Origin of the sequence: Treponema lecithinolyticum ATCC 700332, from assembly GCA_000468055.1 — a bacterium.
Lineage (GTDB): Bacteria > Spirochaetota > Spirochaetia > Treponematales > Treponemataceae > Treponema_C > Treponema_C lecithinolyticum.
On record KI260564.1, the window covers coordinates 401,669 to 425,657 of the forward strand.

At 42.5% G+C, this 23,989-nt stretch carries 21 protein-coding genes; 17 read left to right on the top strand and 4 right to left on the bottom strand.

Annotation, left to right across the window (positions count from 1 at the left end; translation table 11 throughout):
- The first annotated feature begins 4 nt into the window (after nucleotides 1-4).
- The 3 genes from HMPREF9193_RS06435 to lepA are packed head-to-tail and all read left to right on the top strand — an operon-like array spanning nucleotide 5 to nucleotide 5,684.
- On the top strand, nucleotides 5-2,098 hold the full coding sequence (locus tag HMPREF9193_RS06435; RefSeq protein WP_021687280.1) for a tetratricopeptide repeat protein: 2,094 nt from the start codon (nucleotides 5-7) through the stop codon (nucleotides 2,096-2,098).
- Nucleotides 2,076-3,863, top strand: a complete 1,788-nt coding sequence (locus HMPREF9193_RS06440; RefSeq protein ID WP_169720454.1) for a S1C family serine protease — start codon at nucleotides 2,076-2,078, stop codon at nucleotides 3,861-3,863. Before HMPREF9193_RS06435 ends, HMPREF9193_RS06440 begins: the two co-directional genes overlap by 23 nt.
- 12 nt (nucleotides 3,864-3,875) lie before the next feature.
- Nucleotides 3,876-5,684, top strand: coding sequence for a translation elongation factor 4 (lepA, locus tag HMPREF9193_RS06445; protein ID WP_021687282.1), 1,809 nt, complete (start codon nucleotides 3,876-3,878; stop codon nucleotides 5,682-5,684).
- Nucleotides 5,685-5,751: 67 nt separating this feature from the next.
- On the opposite strand, the gene HMPREF9193_RS06450 is transcribed toward lepA, so the two are convergent.
- Nucleotides 5,752-6,657 carry an SPFH domain-containing protein gene (locus tag HMPREF9193_RS06450; protein ID WP_021687283.1) on the bottom strand — a complete coding sequence of 302 codons (906 nt, stop codon included), beginning with the start codon at nucleotides 6,655-6,657 and terminating at the stop codon, nucleotides 5,752-5,754.
- A gap of 212 nt (nucleotides 6,658-6,869) precedes the next feature.
- Between HMPREF9193_RS06450 and yajC the strand changes: the two genes are divergently transcribed.
- The 14 genes from yajC to HMPREF9193_RS06525 all read left to right on the top strand — a co-directional run bounded on the left by yajC (nucleotide 6,870) and on the right by HMPREF9193_RS06525 (nucleotide 21,254).
- On the top strand, nucleotides 6,870-7,316 hold the full coding sequence (yajC, locus tag HMPREF9193_RS06455; protein ID WP_021687284.1) for a preprotein translocase subunit YajC: 447 nt from the start codon (nucleotides 6,870-6,872) through the stop codon (nucleotides 7,314-7,316).
- Nucleotides 7,317-7,343: 27 nt separating this feature from the next.
- Nucleotides 7,344-9,134, top strand: a complete 1,791-nt coding sequence (gene secD, locus HMPREF9193_RS06460; RefSeq protein ID WP_040847697.1) for a protein translocase subunit SecD — start codon at nucleotides 7,344-7,346, stop codon at nucleotides 9,132-9,134.
- Nucleotides 9,131-10,357, top strand: a complete 1,227-nt coding sequence (gene secF / locus HMPREF9193_RS06465; protein ID WP_021687286.1) for a protein translocase subunit SecF — start codon at nucleotides 9,131-9,133, stop codon at nucleotides 10,355-10,357. The genes secD and secF overlap by 4 nt, the downstream gene beginning before the upstream one ends.
- Before the next feature lie 139 nt (nucleotides 10,358-10,496).
- Complete coding sequence (locus tag HMPREF9193_RS06470; RefSeq protein WP_021687287.1) at nucleotides 10,497-11,096, top strand: TetR/AcrR family transcriptional regulator; 600 nt, start codon at nucleotides 10,497-10,499, stop codon at nucleotides 11,094-11,096.
- Nucleotides 11,097-11,224: 128 nt separating this feature from the next.
- Nucleotides 11,225-12,022: a flagellar basal-body rod protein FlgF gene (flgF, locus tag HMPREF9193_RS06475; RefSeq protein ID WP_021687288.1), complete on the top strand. Its 798-nt coding sequence runs from the start codon at nucleotides 11,225-11,227 to the stop codon at nucleotides 12,020-12,022.
- Nucleotides 12,023-12,035: 13 nt separating this feature from the next.
- Nucleotides 12,036-12,830: a flagellar basal-body rod protein FlgG gene (flgG, locus tag HMPREF9193_RS06480; RefSeq protein ID WP_021687289.1), complete on the top strand. Its 795-nt coding sequence runs from the start codon at nucleotides 12,036-12,038 to the stop codon at nucleotides 12,828-12,830.
- 17 nt (nucleotides 12,831-12,847) lie between these two features.
- Entirely contained in the window at nucleotides 12,848-13,381 is a 534-nt protein-coding gene (locus HMPREF9193_RS10830) for a rod-binding protein (protein WP_021687290.1), read from the top strand.
- 201 nt (nucleotides 13,382-13,582) lie between these two features.
- Nucleotides 13,583-14,620, top strand: coding sequence for a zinc-dependent alcohol dehydrogenase family protein (locus tag HMPREF9193_RS06495; RefSeq protein WP_211227773.1), 1,038 nt, complete (start codon nucleotides 13,583-13,585; stop codon nucleotides 14,618-14,620).
- Between the two features lie 35 nt (nucleotides 14,621-14,655).
- The gene (locus tag HMPREF9193_RS06500; protein WP_021687293.1) at nucleotides 14,656-15,420 is read left to right on the top strand and encodes an SDR family oxidoreductase; all 765 of its coding nucleotides are present in this window, start codon (nucleotides 14,656-14,658) and stop codon (nucleotides 15,418-15,420) included.
- 31 nt (nucleotides 15,421-15,451) lie between these two features.
- On the top strand, nucleotides 15,452-16,426 hold the full coding sequence (locus tag HMPREF9193_RS06505) for a sugar ABC transporter substrate-binding protein (protein WP_021687294.1): 975 nt from the start codon (nucleotides 15,452-15,454) through the stop codon (nucleotides 16,424-16,426).
- Between the two features lie 63 nt (nucleotides 16,427-16,489).
- Nucleotides 16,490-17,998, top strand: a complete 1,509-nt coding sequence (locus HMPREF9193_RS06510) for a sugar ABC transporter ATP-binding protein (protein ID WP_021687295.1) — start codon at nucleotides 16,490-16,492, stop codon at nucleotides 17,996-17,998.
- The gene (locus HMPREF9193_RS06515; RefSeq protein ID WP_021687296.1) at nucleotides 17,995-18,957 is read left to right on the top strand and encodes an ABC transporter permease; all 963 of its coding nucleotides are present in this window, start codon (nucleotides 17,995-17,997) and stop codon (nucleotides 18,955-18,957) included. Before HMPREF9193_RS06510 ends, HMPREF9193_RS06515 begins: the two co-directional genes overlap by 4 nt.
- A 27-nt stretch (nucleotides 18,958-18,984) precedes the next feature.
- Nucleotides 18,985-20,031 carry a zinc-dependent alcohol dehydrogenase gene (locus tag HMPREF9193_RS06520; protein ID WP_021687297.1) on the top strand — a complete coding sequence of 349 codons (1,047 nt, stop codon included), beginning with the start codon at nucleotides 18,985-18,987 and terminating at the stop codon, nucleotides 20,029-20,031.
- 206 nt (nucleotides 20,032-20,237) lie between these two features.
- Complete coding sequence (locus HMPREF9193_RS06525) at nucleotides 20,238-21,254, top strand: ROK family protein (protein ID WP_169720455.1); 1,017 nt, start codon at nucleotides 20,238-20,240, stop codon at nucleotides 21,252-21,254.
- A 5-nt stretch (nucleotides 21,255-21,259) separates the two neighbouring features.
- Here the strand turns inward: HMPREF9193_RS06525 and HMPREF9193_RS06530 are convergent, their stop codons facing one another.
- From HMPREF9193_RS06530 to HMPREF9193_RS06540, 3 genes are all read right to left on the bottom strand, one after another.
- Entirely contained in the window at nucleotides 21,260-22,291 is a 1,032-nt protein-coding gene (locus tag HMPREF9193_RS06530; RefSeq protein WP_021687299.1) for a DNA-methyltransferase, read from the bottom strand.
- Nucleotide 22,292: 1 nt separating this feature from the next.
- Complete coding sequence (locus tag HMPREF9193_RS06535; protein WP_021687300.1) at nucleotides 22,293-23,399, bottom strand: Mbeg1-like protein; 1,107 nt, start codon at nucleotides 23,397-23,399, stop codon at nucleotides 22,293-22,295.
- Nucleotides 23,400-23,592: 193 nt separating this feature from the next.
- Nucleotides 23,593-23,989: hypothetical protein (locus HMPREF9193_RS06540; protein WP_021687301.1), on the bottom strand; the 397-nt coding region annotated here is incomplete at its 5' end.

A 23,989-nucleotide genomic window follows, 5' to 3' on the forward strand; every position in this document is an offset into this window, starting at 1 on the left:
TACCGTGGGAAAAAAATTATTCGGTATAAAAAACTGTATTGTTGTGCTGCTTTTTGCGTGCATGTTTTTTACCCCCCTGTTTTCAGACAATCCGGCGCAATACCGCACAACCGCTTTGCGTTTTATTGATTCTGCAAAAAATTGTTTTGTACATGCGGACTACGAAAATGCCGTTTCGCAAGCTGCCGCAGGCTTAACTTACGACGATTCGGTTGCGGATTTGTACTATATTCAAGCGCTTGCTTTGTCCGTTCAAGAAGCTCCCGCGTACATGATAACGCCGCTTTTACGCAATTCATTAAGCCGCACATGGTATGCTTATAACCGCGATGCAGCGAGGCTTTTACTTGCGGATTTGTATACGCGCACCGGGCACAGCGCCGACACTTTGTCTTTATTGGACGAAACACCGCAATTAAACGACAGTCAAGCTTTATGCACACGCGCCAAAGCGCTGTATATTTTGGGCGATATTAACCAAGCGCGTTCAGTGCTCGAAAGGGGCGCGTTACAGTATCCGAGCGAAGCGGATTTTGTTCGTTTGTTTTTCAACTTTGAGCAAACGGTATCGGCAAAAACATCAAGTAGCGCGGATACGGATAAACAAAAAAATGCAATAGACAAACGGTTTAACGAGCTTGCCGGTTTTTTTGTAACGCGGGCAAAGCAATTAGGCGAAACGGAAACGGATCTTTTGTTAAAAGCCGCTGCCTTTGCCGTACAACCCGATGAAAAAGTCAGGCTTTTAAAAGAATGGAATGCGTACGGTAAAAGCGACCCTTGGTACGGCGTATACGCACTTGAAAACGGTTTACTCAACGAAACGGAAGCGTTTGAATACGAACTGCCGTTTTTAAGCGGCGTGATGGATTACACGTGCGTAAAGGCTTTTTTATCGCTGATACGGGATCAAAGCGTAAAAGAGCGCATACAAAACTTTTACGCTTCGTATGAGGGCACAATCAGTTTTGATACCGATAAAGATACCGTTGCAGATTTATTTGCCGTGTACCGCTACGGACGACCGCAGCGTATTGAATGCGACAGTGAACAAAACGGCAGGATTTCATGGGCAGCTGACTGCGATTACGGTTCTCCGGTAAAAATAGTTTTGTTTGATTTTGAAAATACCAACCTAACGCTGTGGTACGGTATATGGCCGGCTGTTGCGCGTGCGGTTGTCGCAAATGATAGTATCGTATACGATTTGACGGCAGACCGCGTATATTGGAGCCCGTTTCAAATAATCCGCGATCCGCTGTTTGAAGCGAACGGCGGCAGTTCACTGTACATTCCCGTTTTAACGCAAGCGCAAACCCGTTTCCCTTTGGAAAGTTTGTTTGAAAATTCATACGCTGTTGAGCGGAATACGGAAGAATACTCAAACAGCCGGGTACGCTTAAGTATAGCACAAGGGCGCATACAAAACGCGGTGTACACGGAAAACGGAACTCCGTACGCGTATGCGCACTTTGAAAACGGCGTGCTTATGTTTAGAAACGTCGACCGCGACAAAAACGGTACATACGAAATCACAGAACTGTACGGCTTTAATGAAGAACAAGCACAAAAATACCGCAGCGCCGAAGAAGAAGCAAAGTTAAGCGCCGTTTTGTTCGGTTTTAACGATATGGCAAAGGGTTTGTTTTTACAAAAAACCGTATCCGATACCGCAGGTTCTTCGGGCGAATATATTGAAGAATATGGAGCTTCCGGTTCATACAGCGTTACATGGAAAGACGCAAGCGCTGCAGGTTGGGACGTTTTTTACGAACGTATTGACGGGTTAACCGAACAAATTACATACACACAGCCGTTCAGCAAAACCCGTGTGCAAGTTGATTTAAAAAACGGTATACCCGTTTCGGTAAACGGACGGCCCGTAATTAAAGATCCCGATGAAAATTTCTTTTGGCTGGATGTATACCCCGGTCCGTCTTATGCAAAAAAAATAAAAGAAATGCTTAACCGTAAGGGCGGTTCGGGTGTTATAGTTACAACAACCCAGTCAATGTGGTTAAAAGAACAAGACAGATTTTTTAGAATTTTCGGGGTAAAAAGCGGTGATGCATATTTTGGAGAAGTTATATACGAATAAAAAAAAGTTTTTAAACGGCGGCGGTTTTTTATGTATGCTTATTTGTGTGCTTATACTGGGCGCTTGTGCGTCGTCAAAAAAAAACTATGCGCGTCCCGATTTTACGGATTTGCAGCTGTTTACTAAAGAAATAGAACGCATCCGCTCGCTTAAAGAAAAAGAGCCGGTACGCGCTTTGTGGCTTGCTACTCTTTTGTACAAAGACTGTGCGGAAAAAAACACCGATCGTACCGATGAAGCGGTACGCTTGTGTGCCGAATGCGCCGAAAACGCTTGCAGTGCTTTTTATTCGTTTACCGAGAAAAAAAAATGGGCACAAGCTGTCCGCATTGCCCAAAGTATGCAAACGCTGTACGATCTGTATAAAACATCCCCCTATGACGGCATTTCGGCGCAAAATGCAGTTTCGGAACTTGCACGGCTTTTGGGCGACAAAAACTTTAAAGAACAAGCCGAATATGCAAAAAACACAGTTAATACTTTGCCGCGCGTACCCTCATCTCCTGCAAGCGGCAGTATCGCCGATTTTATACGCGGTACGGTAACGGTGTGGGTCGACTTGGGTGTAAAAGTCGAAAAAGGTATGGGCTACGCATCACGAGTTATCGGTTCGGGTTTTTTTATAGACAAGCGCGGCTATATTATAACCAATCATCACGTTATAGCCGATTTGGTAGATTCGGCATACGAAGGCTACGGACGCTTGTACATAAAACTTGCATCGGATACGCAAACACGTATTCCCGCTAAAGTTATCGGCTGGGATAAAACGCTCGATTTGGCGCTGTTAAAAACGGAAGTCCGTCCGCCCTTTGTGTTTCCGCTCGGTTCTTCGGAAAACCTTTCTGTCGGAGCGCGCATATATGCGATAGGTTCACCTGCCGGTTTGGAAAGTACCATTACTTCGGGTATCGTATCTTCTTTTGACCGCAATTTATTGTCAACCGTTTCGGTTATGCAAATAGATGCGGCAGTTAATGCCGGAAATTCGGGAGGTCCTTTGGTCAGCTCCGACGGCTATGTCCAAGGAATCGTATTCGCCGGTATGCCCGATTTTCAAGGTTTGAATTTTGCAGTTCCCGTCGAATACTTAAGCGGCATATTGCAGTCTTTGTATGCCGGCGGCGAAGTTATCCATTCGTGGGTGGGAGCTTACGGACGCACACTTAAAAAAACACCTTCGGCGCTAGAAGGCGAGGGTGTGGAAGTGCTGTATCTTATGCCCGGCGGTTCGGCAGACTATGCGGGTTTGCGTTCAGGAGATGTGATTAGCGCAATAAACGGCAAACGCATTAAAACCGTTGAAGAGCTGCAAACCGCTTTGATTTTTCTTCCTCCGCGTTCGCTTGCCGTTTTGGAATACCGGCGGCCTGAAAAAGAAAGCAACCAAGCAAACACCGACACCCTTTTGCAAAGCCCTGAACATAAAGCTTTAGTGTACTTGGATGTACGCGACGAAAACCCCGGAAAAGCCATATACGAACGCGAACCTGCATACCGTATGTTTTATCCCTTGTTCGGTATGGAACTGGTGCCGTCTTCGGCGAGCAATCGTCGTAAATTTTCCGTACAAACAATCGTTAAAGGCAGCAACGCCGATGAATCCGGTTTTTCGGTTAACGATCCGGTTGAAATTATCCGGACAAAATTGCTTGAAGATCGGCAGGCGGTGTATGCCGAAGTGTATACCAAAAAACGAAAAAGCGGCTATCTTGAAGTTAATTTGGCAGTGGGCGCGCCTCTGGACAGTCCCTATCTTTTTTAATAGACTGGGCAAATGACTGATTTACAGCACAAGCGCAATTTTTGTATCGTTGCGCACATAGACCACGGAAAGTCGACGCTTTCCGACCGCTTAATTCAAAAAGCGCATATAATCGACGACAGGCAATTTCAAAATCAAATTCTCGACAACATGGACATAGAACGCGAGCGCGGCATAACCATAAAAAGTCAAGCGGTAACCATTCCGTACACCGCACACAACGGTGAAAGCTACGAACTCAATTTTGTCGATACGCCCGGACATGTCGACTTTTCCTACGAAGTATCGCGGGCTATTGCCTCGTGCGAGGGTGCTTTGCTGCTTGTAGACGCTTCGCAAGGGGTGGAATCGCAAACCCTTTCCAATATGTATTTGGCGCTCGAACATAACCTTGAAATCGTTCCGGTTATCAATAAAATAGACTTACCGGCAGCCGATATTCCATCGGTTAAGCGCCAGATTGAACACGATTTGGGACTGGAACCCGAAGGCTGTGTGCTTGTATCTGCAAAAACGGGAGCAGGGGTGGATGATTTATTTGAAGCGATAGTCAATCGTATTCCTGCCCCCGTTCACGATGAAGGCGGCAAAACAAAAGCGCTTATTTTTGACTGCCATTATGATCCGTACCGCGGTGTGGTCGTTCACATCCGTATGTTTGCCGGCTGTATAAAACCCGGGCAAACCGTTCGTTTTATGTATTCGAATTCGGATTATAAAGTTGAAAGCGTTGGTATATTTAAAATCAAACTTGAAGAAAAAACCGAATTAAATGAAGGCGATGTAGGCTATTTGATTGCCGGTATTAAAACCGTTTCCGATGTGCGCGTAGGAGATACGGTAACTTTAGCTTCTGATCCTGCACAGCACGTGCTGCCCGGTTTTAAAGAAGTAAAACCGGTTGTATTTTCTTCGATTTATCCTATGGATACAAACGATTATGAAGAGCTGCGCGACAGCATGGAAAAACTTAAATTAAATGATGCAAGCTTAATATACGACAAAGATTCTTCGCTTGCACTGGGGCACGGTTTCCGCTGCGGTTTTTTGGGCTTGCTGCATTTGGAAGTTGTACAAGAGCGCTTGGAACGGGATTTCGGACAGTCGGTTATTTTTACTGCGCCGTCGGTACGCTATCAAGTCGGCTTAACAAACGGCGAAGAAATCTTTATCGATAATCCCGCCGATTACCCGAATCAGGGGCTTATCCGCTGGGCAAAAGAGCCGTACATAAAAGCGTCGATTATAACTCCTGCAGAGTTTTTAGGTTCGGTTATGGCATTGTGTACCGAAAAGCGCGGTACGCAAACGAATATGCAGTATTTAGACGAAAAACGCGTTGAAATATTATACGAAATGCCGCTTGCGGAAGTGCTGTTCGATTTTTACGACCGCTTAAAAAGCTGTACGCGCGGCTATGCTTCGTTTGATTATGAGCTTACCGAGTATAAAGATACCGACTTGGTAAAAGTGGACATATTGATAAACGGTAAAAACGTTGACGCGCTTTCCCAGCTTACGTTCCGCTCAAGTGCGGTCGACCGTGCCCGTAACGCATGCGCACAATTAAAAGAAGAAATCAGCCGCCGACAATTTAAAGTGGCAATACAAGGCGCTATCGGCGCACAAATTATTGCTCGCGAAACGGTTAATCCGCTTCGCAAAGACGTGCTTGCCAAATGTTACGGCGGAGACGTTACCCGAAAGCGCAAATTGCTGGAAAAGCAAAAAGAGGGTAAAAAGCGCATGAAAATGATAGGGGACGTGGAATTGCCCCAAAGCGCCTTTTTGGCCGTTCTTAAAACAAAAGAAAAACAGTGATGTTTTCTGAGCTTGGTATTTTTTTAGCTCAGCATCTACCGAACCTCGGATTTTTTTGAGCGTGCTCTTATGCTTTGGCTTTTTTTACGCCGTCTGCAGCAAGCTCTGCAACTGAAGTAACGATTCCTGCAAGGTTTTGGATATCCGACGGAATGATGATTTTGGTTGCTTGACCGTTTGCCGCTTTTTCGAGCGCTTCCAAACTGCGCAGCCGGATGACCGCTTCGTCAGCGCATACGTTTTTAATCATCGCAAGACCGTCGGCTGTCGCTTTTTGCACTTCGCGGATCGCCTGCGCTTCACCTTCGGCTTTGCGTATGGCGGCTTCCTTTGCGGCTTCGGCTTCCAAAATCAGCGATGCTTTTTTACCTTCTGCAACGAGGATGGCCGATTGTTTTTGACCTTCGGCAATCAATATGGATTCGCGCCGTTCGCGCTCTGCCCGCATTTGCTTTTCCATCGCTTCTTGAATGGAATCCGGCGGAATGATGTTTTTTACCTCAACGCGGTTTACCTTAATGCCCCACGGGTCGGTTGCTTCGTCCAAAATACTGCGCATTCTTGTGTTGATAACGTCGCGGCTGGTAAGCGTGCCGTCCAATTCCAGTTCACCGATAATATTGCGCAGCGTCGTCGCCGATAGATTTTCGATGGCGTTCATGGGATTTTCAACGCCGTAGGTAAACAGTTTTGGGTCGGTTATTTGAAAATAGATAACGGTGTCGATCATCATCGTAACATTGTCTTTGGTGATAACCGGCTGCGGCTTAAAGTCGAGTACGCGCTCTTTAAGCGATACTTTGTTTGCAATGCGGTCGATAAACGGAATTTTTACGTGAAGTCCAACCGACCACGTGCACATATAACCGCCCAAGCGCTCAAGGATAAAAGCTTTGGACTGCGGAACGATTCTGATATTGGGGATAATTACCATCAGAGCAAGTACTATAACGGCAATCAGCGCGTATGTCATTTTTTTACCTCCGGAACCGCCGCAATGCAATGCGGACGGTAGTGTTTATGCAATACTACCCTTGCTGAAAGGTAAGGTCAAGAGCCCGCATTTGCGCTGTGTATTTACCGGGCACATTTTAGTTACACGCATTTGCCGTGTGCTTGACTGTATCGGCTTTTTTATGTTATGGTAAGAATTACACTATCGGGTTATAAAAGCGAGGTTATTCCATGAATGTTATGTCGTTATTGCAAAATGCCGCAGCGCCGCAAGGCTCTTTATTGAGTATGATTTTGCCCATTGCGCTTATTTTTGTTATTTTTTATTTTTTTATCATACGTCCTCAAAATAAAAAGCAAAAAGAAACTCAAAAAATGATTGACGCTCTTAAAAAAGGTGATAAAATCGTTACTATCGGCGGTATTCACGGCGTTATCAGTTCTACAAAAGAGCAATCCGTTATCGTTAAAGTCGACGAAAACGCAAAAATAGAGTTCAGCCGTTCGGCTATTGCAACCGTTATAGCCGATAAATCTGAAAAAACCGAAAAAAACGATAAAGCCGCTTCGCAAGCCGAATCCGGTAAAGAAAGCGAAAAAAAGCCGCTTTTCGGTTTCGGAAAAAGCAAAAAAAACGACGAAACGTCTTCGTCGGATACGGATACTTCAAAAAATTAAAATCGAATGCGGAGCTTAAAGTAAATGATGAATAAAAGAAGCCGTCTTTTTCTCATTTTGGCGGTCATTGCCCTATGTTTTGTCTTTTTATGGCCGTCTGTGGCATGGTATGCCGGTACACCTAAAGAAACTCAAGCGTTGGCATTGAGTTCGCTGGAAAAAATAAAAGATTATTCCACCGTAACGGCAGCGATTACCGTAAACAAATTAAAAGAAATTCAGCGTGCTGACCGCACCGCCGTGTTAAGCGACGAATACGCATGGCTGGCAAAAAAAGCAGAAAAGCTATATAAAGAGGCGGGCGAAAAAGCACCTTCTCCGATGACTGTGCGCGCAGCTTTGCTTGCATTCGGCGGTACCGATGCAAGCGCCGCGGATGCCGAAGCTGCATGCCGTGCCGTGTTCGAAAACCGCTACCGCGACGAAATACTTAAAGCAAAAAACAGGTATGCACGTGCGGTTAAACTGGGTTTGGATTTGTCCGGCGGTATGAGCGTTATCGTTAAAGCCGATTTGGACGCGGCGTTTGCATCTCAAAAAGGAACGGCGGCAGGCGATGACGAAACTTCTTTTAAAGAACAAGCGATGGTGCAAGCTATAGACACACTGCGCAGCCGCATAGACAAATTCGGTCTTTCCGAACCGGTTATCCGTAAACAGGGGGAAGATCGCATTTATATCGAACTTCCCGGAGCAGCCGAAAGCGATCGCATTAATACGATTATTATGGGCAAAGGTATTTTGAACATCCGGTTGGTGGATTCTCAAGCGACGGATGTTTTTAATGAATACTACCGTTCCCACCTGGCAGACACTTTTACCGCATCGGGGGAATTACTTAATCCATCGATTGTGCCGCAAGACAGCGAAGTTTTGGGTTTGTACAAAAAAGACGATTACGGTTTGGATGAACGCATCGGTTATTTGGTTGTAAAAAAAGAAGTTGTTTTAGACGGTAAACATATAAAAGCCGCTACGGTCGGTTCGGGAAAATTAGGGAAACCAGAAGTTCACCTTACCCTTGATTCCGACGGTGCCGTTATTTTCGGTGATTTTACCGCAAGCCACGTAGACCAGTTTTTAGCTATCGTATCCGACGATAAAGTAAAGTCCTATGCGCGTATTGACGAAGCGATTCCCGGCGGAAACGTCGCCATATCCGGTTTCGGCGTTGAAGAAGCGCAGAATTTGCAAAAAGTGCTGCAAACGGCGTGGTTAAGCGTGCCTCTGAGCGTAGAAAGCCAACAAGTTATCGGAGCTTCTTTAGGGCAAGAAACCATACGGCAAGGTATAAAAGCCGTGCTTTTAGGTTTGGCTTTAGTACTTGTGTTTATGCTTTTGTGGTACAAGGGAGCCGGTATAAACGCCGTTGTAGCGCAAGTATTAAACCTCTTTATGATGTTTAGTATTTTGTCGGCTTTCGGTCTTACGGTAACGCTGCCCAGTATTGCCGGTATGATTTTAACCATCGGTATGGCGGTAGACGCCAACGTTATTATATTCGAACGCATACGGGATGAACTGCGTTTGGGAAAAAGCCGCGCAGCTTCCGTGCATGCCGGTTTCGACCGCGCTTTTTGGGCTGTTATGGACTCGAACATAACTACTTTTATTGCGGCTTTGTTTTTGTCGCAACTGGGTACCGGTCCGATACAAGGCTTTGCCGTCAGTTTGGCAATCGGCGTTTTTTCGTCGGTGTTTACGGCATTGTTCGTTTCCCGCTTTATTTTCGATGTGGGAACCGAAAGCTTGCGAAAAGAAAAAATCAGCGTGGGCTGGGGAATTAAAGTTGCAGCACCGTCAGGAGTAAAACAATGAGTAAAAAAATCATTCATTTTAGCAAAGCTTTTGTTCCCTGCGTTGTTTTAAGCGTACTTATAATCGTCTCCGGCGTGTATGCTTTATTTACCAAAGGTTTGAATTTGGGTATTGAATTTAAAGCCGGCTTGGTAGAAGACATACGCATTGCGCCGACGGCTATGGAATTGACTTATACGGGAGCTGCAAATGTTTCCGTTCAAACTTCCAATATCGGTTTAACGGTAGTGGTAAGCGGTACCGGAGCGGACAATAATACCTATGAAATTCCGTATGTAACGTATCGCACGGTAAGCGAAGTTGCCGGCGAGCTTGAAAAAATACAAGGCGTAAGCGCAAGCGTTCGTGCCGGCTCGCAAGAGTCTGCCATCGGAATGTTTGCAAGTTCCGACGCATCTTCGGTTTTAACGGCAGCGCCGTTTCGGCTTCATTATGTAGGGGAAAATACACGCGACTATACAATAGAAGAAGTGCGTAAAGCTTTGTCCGGTGTAAACGATGTGTCGGTAAAATTGGTAGGCGAATCGAAAACCAATTTATTTCAAATTAGAGCCGGTGACGACGGTTCGGACAGCGAAGCAAGCAAAAAGATCCAAGATTCCATACTCAATTCGTTAACTGCAGCCTTCGGTGAGGATATGGTCGCCGTAATTAAAACCGATTTTATAGGATCGCAATTTTCTTCCACACTTGTACTGCAAGCGATTGTTTTGGTTGCAGCAACGCTTTTGCTTATTTGGCTGTATTCCACCATCCGCTTTCACTGGGACTTTGCACTCGGTGCGGTTCTTGCCATTATTCACGATGCGCTGATTATGGTAGCTTTTATTACATGGCTGGGCTTGGAAATGAATTCCACAATGATTGCCGCCATATTGACTATAATCGGTTACTCTATAAACGATACTATCGTTGTTTTAGACAGAGTGCGCGAAAATATAAAAACGGTTAAAGTTACCAAGTTTTCCGACTTATTGGATATTTCGCAAACCGAAATATTGGGCAGAACCGTTATAACGACAGTTACTACGCTGTTAGCTGTTTTTTCTCTATACTTTTTTACAACAGGCAGCATGAAAGAATTCGCTTTAGCTCTTATTGTCGGTATGATTTCCGGTGTGTATTCTACTATTATGATTGCAAGTGCCTTTATTGCTTTGGTACGGCGTAATTGGAAACCGTCCGACGAAGAAAAAAAAGTACCGGTGCTGTCTAAAAGCTAAAGTTTTAGGCAGATTCCTTGATTTTAAATGCGCCGTTCTAAATTAAGTCTTTACTATATAAAGATTTAGTTTAGAACTCGCCAGGGACGGCAAAAAACAAGCGTGTTTTTTGCCGTTGTCGTGTAACAAAAAAAGTACAGTGACTGCAAACGAAAAAGAAAAAGACGGAAAAAAAAGAGAATATCGCAGTGCAGCGCGCTCACGCCGCCTTATACGGGATGCGTATGCCGCTTTAATGCAAGAAAAGCCGGTCGATAAAATTTCTGTGTCCGATATTGTCCGTCTTGCCGATTTAAACCGGGGTACATTTTACGCTCACTATGCAAATCCGCAAGCCGTTCTTGTCGAAATTTCAGATGAAATCGTTTCGACTATGCAGAATTTTTTGATTGATTTTAACTTTTCCCATTTTTTGCAAAATCCATTGCCGCTTTTGAGCAAAGTTGAAGAATTGCTTACGGCAAACTTCGATTTTTACCGTAAAATAAATTTACCTGCGGTTTTTGCGGATTTTACCGACAAAATTAAAAATATCTTAATAGAACGCATTGCTTCGGATACATCGCTGCCTAAAACCGTGCGGAACAGCCCCGAATTCCGCGTTGCTTTGGAATTGTTTGCAGGCGGTCTTATTTCCGTATATTTAAGTTTTGTTCAGGGAAAAATAAAAGCGGATTCCACTCAAATAACCGGCGCACTGAATATGCTTATCCGCCACGCGTTTGTTCAGTTTTTTTAACTATGACAAATGTGTTCAATTATTTGGCTATCGTGATTTTTAAAATAACTTATAAAAATAGATGTATGTAAATGTATGCTTTTCTAAAGTGAAAATATAAAGCGCCGATAATCATACAAGAGGCATATATGATTCGAGGATGGTATATCGGTGCGAGCGGTATGAGCGCTCAGCAAAACCGTTTGGATGCAATTTCAAATAACTTGGCAAATGTCGATACAACCGCGTATAAACGCGATACTGCCGTCAGCAAAAACTTTTCCGAATTGCTTATCCGCCGCATGAACGATGACGGCGTGTATAAAACTGCGGTCGGTTCTGCGGACGCAGCTCCCATTATCGGTAAATTGGGCTTGGGTGTGGAAACGAACGAATTGTTTACCGATTTTTCGCAAGGTTCTTATAAAGAAACTTCAAGTATTACCGATACGGCGCTTTCCGGCGAAGGTTTTTTTGTCGTGCAAACACCCGCAGGCGAACGTTATACTCGCAACGGCAACTTTTTTATCGGCAAAGAAGGTATTTTGGAAACCAAAGAAGGTTATCCCGTACTAGGAGAAAAAGGTCCTTTATACCTTGCCGATACCGAATTTTATGTCGATAAAGACGGTATACTATACGAACGCGAAGAAATGCGCGAAATAGACCGTTTTAAAACGGTACGCTTTGATAACGAGCGCTATCTTAAAAAACAAGGTTCAAGTTTATACATGGAAACGGATATTTCGGGTCCCGCTCATATTGCGGAAGGCAGCGAACGTCCGGTATTTTTGCAGGGATTTATTGAAACATCAAATGTAAATGTTGTAAACGAAATGGTTCAAATGATAGAAGTAAACCGCGCTTACGAAGCAAATCAAAAAACGGTACAAGCGGGTGATACAATGATGAGCGTACTGTGGGGTAAAACTGCAGCTTTACGCTAATAAGGAATGACATATGGTACGAAGTTTATGGACGGCTGCAACCGGAATGAACGGTCAGCAGCTTCAAATCGACACAATTTCAAATAACCTTGCCAACGTAAATACCAGCGGTTACAAAAAGAAACGCGCCGAATTTGAAGATTTGGTATATCAAAATTTAAAGCTTGCCGGAACACCTGCAACCGAAGATACGGTAACACCGGTCGGCATTCAAATGGGACACGGTGTTAAATTGGGCGCTACCCAGCGTATGTTTAATCAAGGTTCGCTGCAAAGCACCGAAAACATAACCGATATTGCTATTGCCGGCGAAGGCTTTTTCCGCGTACAGCAATACGACGGAAGTTATGCGTATACGCGCGACGGTTCTTTTAAAATCGATTCTACCGGGCAGTTGGTAACCAATAACGGGCTTCGCGTTATGCCCGAAATTATAATGCCGGAAAACTTTATTATCGATACACTCAATATTACTAAAACTGGGCGGGTAAGCGTTAAAGTTTCAGGCAACGATGATCCGGTGGAAATCGGACAGTTGGAACTGTACCGTTTTCCGAATCCGGTCGGTTTACAAGCCGAAGGCGATAATTTGTTTATCGTAACCAATGCATCCGGAGAAGCAAAACCCGGTAGACCCGGTTTTGACGGATTCGGTGCTACACACCACAAGTTTTTGGAAATGTCGAACGTTTCGGTAGTAAACGAATTGGTACAAATGATTGTCGCTCAAAGAGCATACGAATTTAATTCAAAGGCAATTCAAACCAGCGATTCAATGCTTTCGACTGCGGTCGGTTTAAAACGCTAAGATAGGCGGCGCATACTATGACGGGAATTAACGGTATTGCCGCTACGGGAATGAACATAAGCGCTGCAGCCGATGTTACGCTCAAAAACGCTCGCTTATTGCCTTCCATGCTTTCCGACAAATTGAACGCTGCCGGTAATTTAAGCGCTGCGGGTAAATTAAACGGCGATTATACTTCGGGCTTTGAAAAAGCATTTTCTCATAAAAGCGATACTAAAGCTTTACCGCAAGGCGCTGCACACAACACAAGTTCGGCTTCCGTGCGTGTTCCGACGGCAGCCGAAAACCAAACGATAGACAAAACAAGCGTTTTGTATGAAAAAGCGCTTGAATTGGAATCGTATTTTATAAAAATAATGCTTTCTTCAATGAGAGGAACGCTGAGCGGTACATCGGCATACGGCACGGAAAAAAGTTATGCTCAAAAAATGTATGAAGACATGATGTTCGATGAACTTGCCGTCAGTGTAACTAAAAATGCGGGCTTCGGTTTGGCGGACCAAGTATACCTTGAATTGACTTCAAAAACACAAACCGAAAAATCTGAATAAAAATAGCTATTGTTTTATATTAAATGCCGTATGCTTAAGTACGGCATACCTTAAAATTAATTTCTTTTAATTTTTTCTTAAAATTTTTCTTGACAACTTTATTTTCTATGTTATAATCTATTTTGTAAAATATATTTATAAAATAGATTGTGTAAATATGTTTTGCTAATATTTGTATCAAATACAAAGGTGAAAATAAAGATGCAAAAATCAAAAATGCGTGCATTAGTTTATATGGGACCGAAAGATGTACGTCTTGCTGAAAAACCGATTCCCGCTGTAAGCGATACCGATGTTTTAATTAAAGTTTTATACTGCGGTGTGTGCGGTACCGACCATCATATTTATAACGGTGACGGCGGGGCGTTTGCCGTAAAACCGCCTTTGGTTATGGGACATGAATTTTCCGGGACTGTTGAAAAAATCGGCAGCAAGGTACGTAAAGTTGCACCGGAAGATTTGGTAACCGTCGACCCTAACGATATGTGCGGCTCTTGTTACTTTTGCAAAAACGTACAGGAACAGTTTTGTACGCATAACAGAGGTTACGGTACTACCGTTGACGGCGGTTTTGCCGAATACTGTGCTGTAAACGAAAAACAAGTATTTAAATTAAAAAAAGAAACTTCGGCTTTAGCTGCTGCGATGACGGAACCCGTATCTTGTTGTCTGCACGGCATTGATTTGTGTAAAATCACTGCCGGATCGGAAATCCTTATTATAGGCGGCGGACCTATCGGAATGATTATGCTGCAGCTTGCACGTATGTCCGGCGCTTGCAAAATAATAGTATCCGAACCTGTTGCTTCAAAAAGAACTTTGGCTGAAAAACTTGGTGCCGATATAACAATCGACCCGATGCACGAAAACCTTGAAGCTGTTTTAAAGGCACATACTCAAAATATCAGTACCGTTATAGAATGCGCCGGTACTGCAGGTACGGTTGAAAGCGCTGTCCGCGTTGCGGGAAAAGGAGCAACCGTTATGCTTTTCGGCTTAACGGGACCCGATGTTTCCGTGCAAATAAAACCGGATGTTATTTTTAAAAAAGAATTAAAGATCACATCGTCGTTTATTAATCCGTATACGTTTGCAAGAACCGTTGCCCTTATAGAATCGGGAAGAATAAATCTAAACGACATTATAACGGATGTAGTTGCTTTTGAAGATGCTGCACGGATTTTTAAAGATCCTGAATTGCGTAAAAAAGGAAAAACGGTTATTAAAATTTCCGGATAACGGTAAAACTGTTTTTTAAAAGGGGGTATTTTAATATGAAGCACGATATTTTTTCGCTAAAGGGTAAAGTGTGCGTGGTAACCGGAGGCAATCAGGGAATAGGAGAAACCGTTGCCGCTTATATTGCCGATGCCGGTGCGGATATTGCAATTTTTGATTTAAATGACGGGACTCAAACCGCACAAAAAATTGCACAAGAATACGGTGTAAAAACAAAAGCGTATATTTGTGATGTTACGGATCCTGCACAGGTTGAAAATTGTGTTGCCGAAGCGGCACGGGATTTCGGTACCTTAGATCTTTTATTCAACAATGCGGGCATTTGTTTGCATAAACCGGCTTTAGAGTGCACTGTCGATGATTGGAATAAAGTGATAAACGTCAATTTAAACGGCGTTTTTTATGTTGCGCAAGCTTTTGCCCGTTATTTGGTTGCAAACGGGAAAAAAGGAAGTATTGTTAATACCGCTTCTATGTCTGCAACTATTGTAAATGTTCCGCAAAGTCAGGCATCGTACAATGCTTCCAAAGCGGCTGTGGTACATTTAACAAAATCTCTTGCAGTGGAATGGGTGAATAAAGGAATCAGGGTAAACTGCATCAGTCCCGGATATATTAAAACGGCAATTACCGGTAATTCCAATCCCGAATGGCAAAAACTGTGGATACAATCCATTCCGTACGGGCGGATGGGGGTGCCGGAAGAACTTGCCGGTGCGGTTATTTATTTACTGTCCGATGCGGCCCCTTATACGTCGGGCTGCGATATTATAATCGACGGCTGTTTTACCGTCGTATAAACGTATGTGAGTTCATTTATAGGAGGAAAAAATGAAACGAAAACTGACGGTATTGTTGCTTGTTGCGGCAATGATTGTAACGGGATTGAGCGGCTGCAAGGCAAAAGAAGCAGGTACAAAAAAGTTTAAAGTCGGTATTACCATTCAATCGCTTGAAAACAGTTATTGGGCGGGAGTGTTCGGCGAAGTAAAAAAAATGCTGCAGGAAAAAGGCTGGGATTATACGATTTTGTCGTGCAATCTCAGTTCGGCTACACAAATCGAACAAATTGAAAATTTTATTACAAACGGTGTAAATCTTATTATGGTTCATCCTGCAGACCCGAATGCCATTGAAGATTACCTTAAAAAGGCTCGCGAAGCCAAAATTAAAGTAATGTGCTGGGACGACAAAATGAAAAATACCGATCTTAACTGGGTGTTGGATAATACACAATTAGGTTATACAATCGGTAAAGCGTGCGCCGATTTCGTCAATATACATTATTCGCAGGACAACAAAGCACAAATTGCGGTTATGAACCACCCGCAAACACCGGTTTTACTGGAACGTGAAAACGGTATTTTAAATGCATTAAAAGAAAATGCCGCCGGTAAATATACGATAGTTGCGCAGCAACCCGCTTTAGATGCCGCAACGGCGCTTGCCAATATGGAAACTATTTTACAGGCAAATCAAAACGTTAAAATAGTATGTTCCATCGGTGCGGGCGGCGATATCGGTGCAAACGAAGCTTTTATGACAAAAACCGGCGGTAAAATTCCTGCCGATATGGGGATTTTTTCTGCCGATGCTACCGAACAGCAATTGGAAGCGATCTCTCAAGGACAAGCGAGCAGGGCATCGGTCGGCTTTGAAGGTTCCAATAAAAAAACCGCAGCGGCCGTAGTCGATTTATACGAAAAACTGCTTACCGGTCAAAGTTTTGCAGAACAAAATGTGTTTAGGCCCTTGCTTGTAATCAATGCCGATAATGTTTCTCAATATTTAGCTGATTATAAGTAAAGCATACATATAAAATGCAGGCGGAACTGTAAACGGTTCCGCCGTCAAGGCGCAGGGTAAGATATGAACGATGAATATATAATGCAGTTGCAAAATATAAAAAAAGAATACCCCGGTGTTACGGCGCTTAAAGATGTTTCTCTGAGCGTAAAAAAAGGAGAAATTCTTGCCTTGATAGGAGAAAATGGAGCCGGAAAATCTACACTGATTAAAACCTGTTCGGGGGCGGTTATTCCGACTTCCGGAAAGATTATTATAAACGGCAAAACATTTTCTTCCATGACGCCGCAGCTTGCCGCAGAAAACGGTATTGCAATAATTTATCAGGAATTCAACAATGTGGGAAACCTTTCCGCTGCGGAAAACTTATTTTTAGGCCGTCCTATAAAAAAAGGCTTTGTGATAGATAAAAATGCAATGGAAAAAGAAGCTGAAAAAGCTTTTAAACAATTGAATATTTATATCAATCCGAAAACTTTGGTAAAGGATTTAAGCGTCGGCTATCAGCAAATGGTGGAAATTGCAAAAGCCGTACAGCAGGATGCTCAAGTTTTGATTATGGACGAGCCGTCTGCGCCTTTAACCGGTGCCGAAGTTGAAAGTATGTTTAAAGTTGTGCAGCTTCTAAAATCGAAAGGTGTTTCAATTATATACATATCGCACCGTCTTGAAGAAATATTCCGTTTAGCCGACCGCATTGTGGTTTTACGCGACGGCGAATATATAAAGACGCTCAATACAAAAGATACCGATATGGAAGAGCTTATTAAGCTTATGGTCGGAAGAGAGTTAAACGCTACCTATCCTGCAAGAAAAGACTGCATTCAAGATGAAGTTGTGTTGGAATTAAAAAACATATGCGGCAACGGAGATGCCAATATTACTTTTAAACTGCACAAAGGAGAAGTACTTGGCTTCGGCGGACTTATCGGTTCGGGGCGTACGGAGCTTGCGCAGATTATTTTCGGCAGTGCAAAAAAAGAATCGGGTAAAATATTTTTTAAAAATAAAGAAATTACGCCTAAAAATCCCCGGGAAGCGATCGACATCGGTATTGCGCTGGTGCCGGAAGACAGAAAACGTCACGGACTGCTTTTGCAAACTTCTGTAAAAAATAATATCAATATGCCCATATACAAAAAGATTTCAAAACTGGCGGTAATTAAGTCAAAAACGGAAATAAAAAATGCCGAACGCTATAAAGAAGAATTATTGATTAAAACGCCGTCATTGCACCAAGAGGTAAAAAATTTAAGCGGAGGAAATCAGCAAAAGGTTGTGCTTGCCAAATGGCTGGCTGCCAATTCTGAAGTGATTATTTTTGACGAACCTACGCGCGGTATCGACGTAGGCGCAAAGTATGAAATATATAAATTAATAAACCGTTTGGTTGAAAGCGGTAAAAGTGTTTTATTGATTTCTTCGGAAATGGAAGAATTAATCGGTATGTCGGACCGGATATTAGTGTTGGCTGAAGGTGAAATTACCGGAGCTTTGGTAAAAGACGAATTCGATCAAACCGCTATTATGAAATTGGCGGCGGGTATGGAGATGGGGGAGTTTAAAATATGAATATAAGAATAAAACCGCAGCTGAATATCAGCCAAGTTAAAGATAAAGCCATATGGATTGTATTTATTGCCATTTTTATAGGGTTTGCCGTGGCAAACGACCGTTTTTTAACGGTAAGCAATATGGTAACCGTTGCGCGGCAGGTTTCCATGTACGGAATAGCTGCGGTGGGGATGACCTTTGTTATATTGATTGCAGGTATCGACCTTTCAACTGGTTCCGTTATTACGATTGTAAATGTCGTTTGCGCATATTTAATGGTACATAGCGGTTTTAGTATGACCTCTGCAGTGATATGTTCTTTGATTATGGCAACCCTTATCGGCATGCTCAACGGTTTTATGGTATCGACAATCGGAATACCGGCTATTATAGCAACTTTTGCAACCCAAACGATTTTTGAAGGCGCCGCTTATTTGTTGTCCGGCGGTGTTCCCATATACGGTTTTGACGAGCGTTTTAAAGTGATCGGGCAAGGGTATGTCGGTTTTATTCCGGTTCCTGTTATCATTATGATTTGCAGTTTAATTGCCGGAAGCTTTATTTTAAATAAAACGTATTTTGGACGATATTTTTATGCGGTAGGCGGCAACGAAGAAGCGTCCAGATTGTCGGGAATCAGAGTCGGCAGAATAAAATATTTAATATATTCTTTGTCCGGGTTTTTTGCCGGTTTGGCAGGTATTGTTATGTTGTCGCGGACCAATTCTGCACAGCCTACGGTCGGAAAAGGCTACGAATTCAGCGTTATTACTTGTGTCGTATTAGGCGGTGTATCGGTGTCCGGAGGCTACGGTAAAATTTCAAACGTAATTGCAGGTGTATTGATTATAGGCATTCTTACCAACGGTATGGTACTTTTAAATGTCAGTTCATATATGCAGTTGGTTATAAAAGGCATCGTTTTGGCTTGTGCAGTCGGGTTCGATTGCTTACAGCAAAAGAGAAAAGTCAATTAAAAGTTTTTTAACGCTTTGGGAGAAAGTATGAAAGATACAATGATACAACAAGTGATGGAAAAACCGCACTGTATAACATTCCGTGAAATCCCGATTCCCGCAGTGCAAGACAATCAAGTGCTTGTTAAAATTAAGAGGATAGGGGTGTGCGGAAGCGACATTCACGTATTTCACGGCGAACATCCGTATGTATCGTATCCGCTGACACAGGGGCATGAAGTTTCCGGGCAAATTGTACAGCTCGGTCAAAACGTAAGCGATTTTCGAGTCGGACAAAAAGTAACGATTGAACCGCAAATATATTGCGGCTGCTGTTATCCGTGTACGCACGGTAAATATAACCTTTGTGAAAGTCTTAAAGTTATTGGCTTTCAGGCACCGGGAACGGCAAGCGAATATTTTGCCGTTGACGCCTCTAAGGTTACCGTTTTGCCCGATACGCTTACGTATGAAGAAGGTGCTATGATAGAACCCCTGTCCGTAGCCGTACATGCATGTAAACAAGCAGGAGACATTACAGGAAAAAGTATTGCGGTATTGGGAGCAGGACCTATCGGTATTTTGGTAATGCAGGCGTTAAAAGCTTTCGGTGCCGGTAACGTTTTAATTACTGATATTTCCGATTACCGACTGAATCTTGCTCGGCAATGCGGAGCCGATTTTATATGCAACACAAAATCGCAGGATTTTGCAGAGCATATGGAAAAATGTTTCGGCAAAGATAAAGCCGACATAATCTATGATTGTGCCGGTAATGATATTACGATGAATCAAGCCATTCAAAACGCAAGAAAAGGCAGTATGATTGTTTTAGTTGCCGTATACGTCGGTCAAGCCCATGTCGATTTGGCAAAACTCAACGATTCCGAATTGGATTTAAATACATCGATGATGTATCGGCATGAAGATTATATAGATGCAATTAAAATCACCGAACAGAAAAAGGTTAAGCTTAAGCCGCTTATGAGTAAACACTTTACATTTAAGGAGTATCAAAAAGCGTATGAATACATTGATGCAAACAGGGAAGCGACTATGAAGGTTTTTATAGATGTCGATTCCGATAAAACATAAAAAATATACATCACGATTTTTGACTTTATTATATATTTTTTTATAAAATAAGCTTGAAAACTAAATCGAAAACAGCTAGAATAAGCAAAGGATTTATTTTAGCTATGGATATTGTTGATATAAAATATAACAATCGAAAAAAAATATATTTTTATATTCGTAAACATAAAAGTACGACTAAACAAAATATAGCATATGATCTTAAATTGAGTTTGCCGACCGTAACGCAAAACTTGGAATATCTAATTGAAAAAAAATTAATAAGCGGCGACGGTAAAGCAAAAAATCGAGGCTATGGAAGAACTCCCGTAGCATATTCTTATGTCAGCGATGTAAAAGTCGCTGTAGGTTTGGATAGTACTGCACATCACCTTAAAACGGTTATTATAGACCTTGAAGGAAACATTGTAAAATATACCGATAAACGCCTTGTATATCAACGAAACGATAAATATTTGCATGCACTTGGAGATGCTGTAGATTCGATTATTGCCGAATCCGGTATAAATCCGAAAAAAGTACTTGGGGTAGGTATTGCCGTGTCAGGGTTAATTGACCAAACAAAAGGAAAAGTGGTATACGGTAAAATCGTTGATAACGAAGGCATGACTAAAGAAGATTTTTCAAAATATATTAAATACCCGACAAAATTAATCCACGATTCAAATGCAGCAGGTTTTTTTGAAATATGGATGTTTCCCGAATATAAAAATGCGTATTATGTAAATCTTTCCAATACTATCGGCGGTTCCGTTTTTATTAACGGCGAAGTATATTTGGGAGACGGATTATACAGCGGTGAAATAGGGCATCTCAATTTAGTGCCCGGCGGCAAACCGTGTTATTGCGGCAACCGCGGCTGTGCTGATGCCTATTGCGGTACCGAACAGCTGTCTGCTAAAACCGACGGAGATTTGGAAGTTTTTTTTAATTCTTTAAAACAAGGTGATAAAAATCTTATAAAAATTTGGGATGAATATTTGGAATACCTTGCCGTTTTAATAAACGATATTAGAATGATGTTTGGCTGTACCATTATATTAGGCGGTTCGATTAATAAGTATATAAAAGATTATATGAATATATTGTATAAAAAAGTTGATGCAAAAAATCCTTTTTCTGAAGAGGCATCACAATATCTTATGCCCGGTAAATGCGATATAGAAGTAGTAGCATCGGGCGCTGCTTTATATTTTGTAAAAGATTTTTTAGACGATGTGTAAAACCTTTAATTTTTTTTCTTTTTTGATTTAGGCTTACTGTTGCGCTCGTAAAATACACCGTTTTCAAAGCCTTGAATGGAAGGCTTACTGTCGGCTTGTTCGAGCCGGTATTCAGCCCAAGCACAATATCGCGGGTTTTGCTCTATACCGATATACCGTCTGCCGAGTTTTTTTGCGGTAACGGCGGTGCTGCCGGATCCTGCAAATGGGTCGAGCACCGTATCGCCGGCGTTTGAACTTGCCAGTATCAGTTTGGCAAGCAGTTTTTCCGGCTTTTGGGCAGGGTGAGCGGTGTTTTCAGGCATAGACCAATACGGAATGGAAATATCGTCCCAAAAATTCGACGCACACGTGTTGCGGAAATTACCTTGTCCGGTATGCTCCCAGTCTTTAGGCTGTCCGTTTTGTCTGTAAGGCGCGATTACTCGTTTGCGTATTTTAACCGCATCTGCGTTAAACGTATAGCCGGCTCCGGCGACGGCAAACCAAATATCTTCCATGCCGTTTTTCCAATTTGTACGCGAACCTCTGCCTTTTTCTCTTTGCCAACTAATGCGGTTTTTTATGTGCAGTTTTTCGGCAAGGACAGGTGCTATAATCATACTTGAGCGCCAATCGCAGCATACATATACCGAAGCGTTTTTTTTCAAAAGGGGGAATACTGCATCAAGCCACGCGCGCGTGTAATTTGCATAGTCGCTTTCTTTTTGCCGGCTGAACGTAGTGCCGTGGTATTCTTTGGTAAGGTTGTACGGCGGATCGACAATCAATAAATCAACACAAGCGGCAGGCAAAAAGGGAAGCAGTTTAAAGGTGTCTGCAATAATGGTTTTATTTATAACCGACTCGTATGTAAGCGGCTGTATGGCTGTGTCGTTTGTTGCAGATTTTTTTACGGCTGTCGAGCCGATTGTGCAACTCGAAAGATTTAAACATCGCTTAAGCCACGTATTGTCCGGTTTTGTTTCAAAATCGATTGTTTTATTGAGGACCGATTTTTTTTTAGCTTTGGTTTTGTATTCGGTTTGAGATGCCATTTTAAATTAACCCTTTTATATGAGGAATATTTGAGCCGACGGCTTTAAAAAAAAGTTTTATAATGGCAAACACTGTTTCTTTTGTTTTACCGTCCATCGAATGCACCGATTTTATAATTGACGCCGAATTGTAAAGCCAATTATCCCGAAGTTCACTCAATGTGTGCGCACCGGTTGCTTCTATAAGTGAAAACAATGCATTTATAAATGCGCTTCGCTGTTCCGTATTCATTTCATTAAGCCATGTTTGAACGGTTTTTTCGGTAAACAAACTGTCCGCGCTTCGGCTGTTTTTTGTAACGAATGCCGTTCTTTCCACTTTCCACGAAAAAGCGTCGTGCTGCAAAATGCCGTTGTTTTCCGTGCTTTCGACAATTGTATAATTTTTTGGGTAATCCAATAAAATACCTACGATGGACGATTGCGGCACAAAACTTTTAATTTTTTTTGAATAGGCAGAGTAGGACGGCTGTATGTCTGCGTGTTCGTTAAAGCCCGGTCCGTCAAAGCAAAATATGCTTTCTATGCGTTTTTGAGTTGCATTCGGCAATGCACAGGGTGCGTATACGGCAAGGTTACCGCCTTTTGAATGTCCTGCCGTGTATAGTGTACCCCGGCAGCGGCGCAAAGCTTGCGTAAGGTAGGCGAGGGCAGCCGTTTGTGCAGGAATGGGGTTGAGGACGGCTAAGTTAAAATCTTCTTTCCAACCGATAACGGTATCGTCCGTTCCGCGAAATACAACGCAGTTTTTTTTTGCCGGCAAAACTGCGGTAAAAGCACAAAACTGTTTTTGTTCTGCGATGTTTATATCGTTTACAAACGCTTTAAGTATAACAGAACCGAAACGCTCCGACTTTCCTGCCTGTTCAAGAAGCTGCACCGAACGCTGATTTATCAAGACACCCAAACTGTGCGCGCCGCCGTCGTTTTTTATATAAGTGCGGGCGGCTTCGCATAGTGTAATGCCCGATTTAAAATCGGCAGGTACAATACCGTCAAAGGGAATATAAGAAAGCTGACACAGTATTAAAGCATCTATTTCGTTAAACGCGCTCACCTTAAAAGGAATATCAGCGCGCCATACCAGATAATCGCTTATATCGGACATGTGCACAGTATAACAAAAAAAAACGCTAAACTCAATCGTACATGTAATTGAATATATTGATGTGGGGATTTTTAAATATCGTGAAGAAGATTATACTGAAAAACGTATACAATCGAAGACGGCATATCAATGCGGGAAATTAAGTATTATTGATGTTCGAACATCAGACATAGATATCAATAACTTGTAAGCATTAGTTTTCATTTTCAAAAACAATGCTTTGTATCATCGCTTCCATTTGTGGTCGATAGCGTTCAAAAGTATCAATATTTCTTGCAGTGATACTGATTTCCAACCCAGGCTTAAGATCTTCCAATATATGGAAAAACATCATCACGGCAGTTTCACCGTGCATTGTTATTCGCGCTTCAAAATACCGTGCTTTTTTACTATCCATAATGATTTTCTTATTTTGTTGTACCTTAACCGATGCTTTCAAAAGTACAGACAGTATATTCGGTTTAAACTCATTTATTTTCTTTTGTGCATAACTAATATCTTGTATATAACTTATTTCCATATCGTAATTATCTTCATTAGGGAAAAACAGTAAAATACGGCTGTAATCAACTCCTTCTTTGGGTAAAATA